This window comes from Bradyrhizobium sp. th-b2, assembly GCF_000426785.1.
In the GTDB taxonomy this organism is placed as follows: Bacteria; Pseudomonadota; Alphaproteobacteria; order Rhizobiales; family Xanthobacteraceae; genus Bradyrhizobium; species Bradyrhizobium septentrionale.
Window position 1 is genome coordinate 1 of record NZ_AUGA01000227.1, and the last position, 1,758, is coordinate 1,758.

At 60.0% G+C, this 1,758-nt stretch carries 4 protein-coding genes; 3 read left to right on the plus strand and 1 reads right to left on the minus strand.

Annotated elements, in window-relative coordinates:
- Positions 1 to 219 precede the first annotated feature (219 nt).
- The 3 genes from K359_RS0147860 (at position 220) to K359_RS0147870 (ending at position 1,149) form a co-directional block, all read left to right on the plus strand.
- The gene (locus tag K359_RS0147860) at positions 220 to 465 is read left to right on the plus strand and encodes a hypothetical protein (RefSeq protein WP_029085239.1); all 246 of its coding nucleotides are present in this window, start codon (positions 220 to 222) and stop codon (positions 463 to 465) included.
- An 86-nt stretch (positions 466 to 551) separates the two neighbouring features.
- A complete protein-coding gene (locus tag K359_RS0147865; RefSeq protein ID WP_029085240.1) occupies positions 552 to 767 on the plus strand; it encodes a hypothetical protein in 216 nt (71 codons plus the stop codon).
- A 115-nt stretch (positions 768 to 882) separates the two neighbouring features.
- Positions 883 to 1,149 (plus strand): hypothetical protein, encoded by a 267-nt coding sequence (locus K359_RS0147870; RefSeq protein WP_029085241.1) that lies wholly within the window; start codon positions 883 to 885, stop codon positions 1,147 to 1,149.
- Positions 1,150 to 1,404: 255 nt separating this feature from the next.
- Here K359_RS0147870 and K359_RS63920 read toward each other — a convergent pair whose 3' ends face one another.
- Complete coding sequence (locus K359_RS63920; RefSeq protein WP_198031300.1) at positions 1,405 to 1,557, minus strand: hypothetical protein; 153 nt, start codon at positions 1,555 to 1,557, stop codon at positions 1,405 to 1,407.
- Positions 1,558 to 1,758: the final 201 nt, after the last annotated feature.

Below are 1,758 nucleotides of genomic sequence, written 5' to 3' on the forward strand. Positions count from 1 at the left end.
ATGGCGTTTCCCTCCCGCACCCAATTCACCGAGACGGCGCGCGGGTCGATCTTGGTGCCAACGCGGAACGAACAGATGCCGGTCATGCCCGCCGGGCGCGTCAAACTAGCGTCATGTTCCGATCGCCGGAGCCGTCTGCACCCACGATCCGCATAGCTTAGCGCCGTTTCCTGCCCCAACGTCTTGATAATTTGCGTGCGCTCCGCAGCTGCGGAATCAATGCGCGATGCCCTGGCGCCGCAAGCCCGCTCACTTCTTCCGCTACTGGTCCGGTCCCGTCGATCGGTCTTCTGCGTCGGCTGTCAGCACCACAACGGCCGGCTGAAGCTTGCGGACCTTCCCAAGTGGAATTGGCAAGACATCTCAGCGCACCTCAAGTGCACCGCCTGCGGCAAGGTCGGCTGGGTCGATACGCGCCCGGATTGGGGCGAGGTGATTAACTACGCCAAGGGCGTTTCCGGTTGATTCAGCGCCCCGTAAAAGCCCGGCCTTGCCCTCCATCAGCGGTTGCGGAAGGCTGTCTCCTCCTGAGAGCCGAAGCGGCAACCCTGATGGCTGACGTCGAAGTCTACACCGCCCGCTATGAACGCGAACACGGCCACCCGCCGGCCGGGCGCCGGTTCTGGCTATTCACGCTGGTGTCGGAGACCGGCGCGATCCTCTACGAGGTCAAGCTCAACGAGCAGATGATCTACCCGGCGGCTCTGGATCGGGCCCGGGCGGCGGCCGATCAGAGGAAGGCCTTCCGGATCATCGTGGAGCCGTAGCGAAAAGTTCGAATAGATCGAGCCTCTGGGGACGACTGACAGGTAATTTTGCCCTTGATCGCAGCCTCCGGTTGATTCAGAATCCCAGAAGAGGATCACCGGGAGCTGGACGACGATGGCAACCATCGGCACCGTGGCTTTTCTCGTACTTCTCGGCCTAGCGATGTTCGCGAAAGCCCGCTTCAAAGAGCGCGCGGCCTATCGGCAGCGGATGACCGCTAACCCCATGCGCTCGATGGGCAACCAGACCAATCTGTTGTATTCGACCCGACGACAGCCCGAATTTCTAGTGGCTTCACTGTGCACGCGATCGGCGCGATCATTCGCCGATGCCTCAACGCCGATACACGAAATGGTCCGGCCGCAGTTTCCCGCCTGGTAGCCCGGCGGATTGGCTCGCCGACGGGCACGTGACGTGCAACATCAAATGCCATGGCGGCTGCGATCGGATGGTGGATGTTCGTTTGGAAGCCTTGCCGCAGGATCAGCCGTGGTCGCGCGTCGGATGGCGCCTGGTCTGCAAGGTCTCCGGTGTGGCCGGCGCGGTGCACGTTACGCCTAACTGGCATGACATGGGAGGCCGCGTGCCATTTTCAGAAACTTGGAGATCGTGAGCGGGCTACTCCAGCGTGTCCGCTCAGGCGCGGAAGAAGAACATCCAGATAACCGTCAAGGTTACCGCGGCAAGGCCAAGGCTGGCGATTAGCAATTTCAGAACACTTGGTTCTGGCTCCGCCTGCCGAGCTTCCATAGTTGTCTCAACAATGCGTCGTTCTGGTGTATTGACCATGAATCTCTCCTTTTCATCAGAAGTCGGTCTGGCAAAGTTGGTTCCTCCGCTGGAACGGAACCAAATAAGGGATTGCCGCTTTTGCTATTTGAATTGTTCTGGAGAAGATGCGAATGAGCTACTTCGATAAGCTTCGTAAGGGATCGAGGCTGCACCGCACTACAATCGTCGATGATCGTACATTCTCAATCCAGCCCGCCG

Coding starts and splice junctions, on each gene's coding strand:
- K359_RS0147860 (WP_029085239.1), top strand. CDS start 220: ATGCGCGATGCCCTGGCGCCGCAAGCCCGCTCACTTCTTCCGCTACTG.
- K359_RS0147865 (WP_029085240.1), top strand. CDS start 552: ATGGCTGACGTCGAAGTCTACACCGCCCGCTATGAACGCGAACACGGC.
- K359_RS0147870 (WP_029085241.1), top strand. CDS start 883: ATGGCAACCATCGGCACCGTGGCTTTTCTCGTACTTCTCGGCCTAGCG.
- K359_RS63920 (WP_198031300.1), bottom strand. CDS start 1,557: ATGGTCAATACACCAGAACGACGCATTGTTGAGACAACTATGGAAGCT.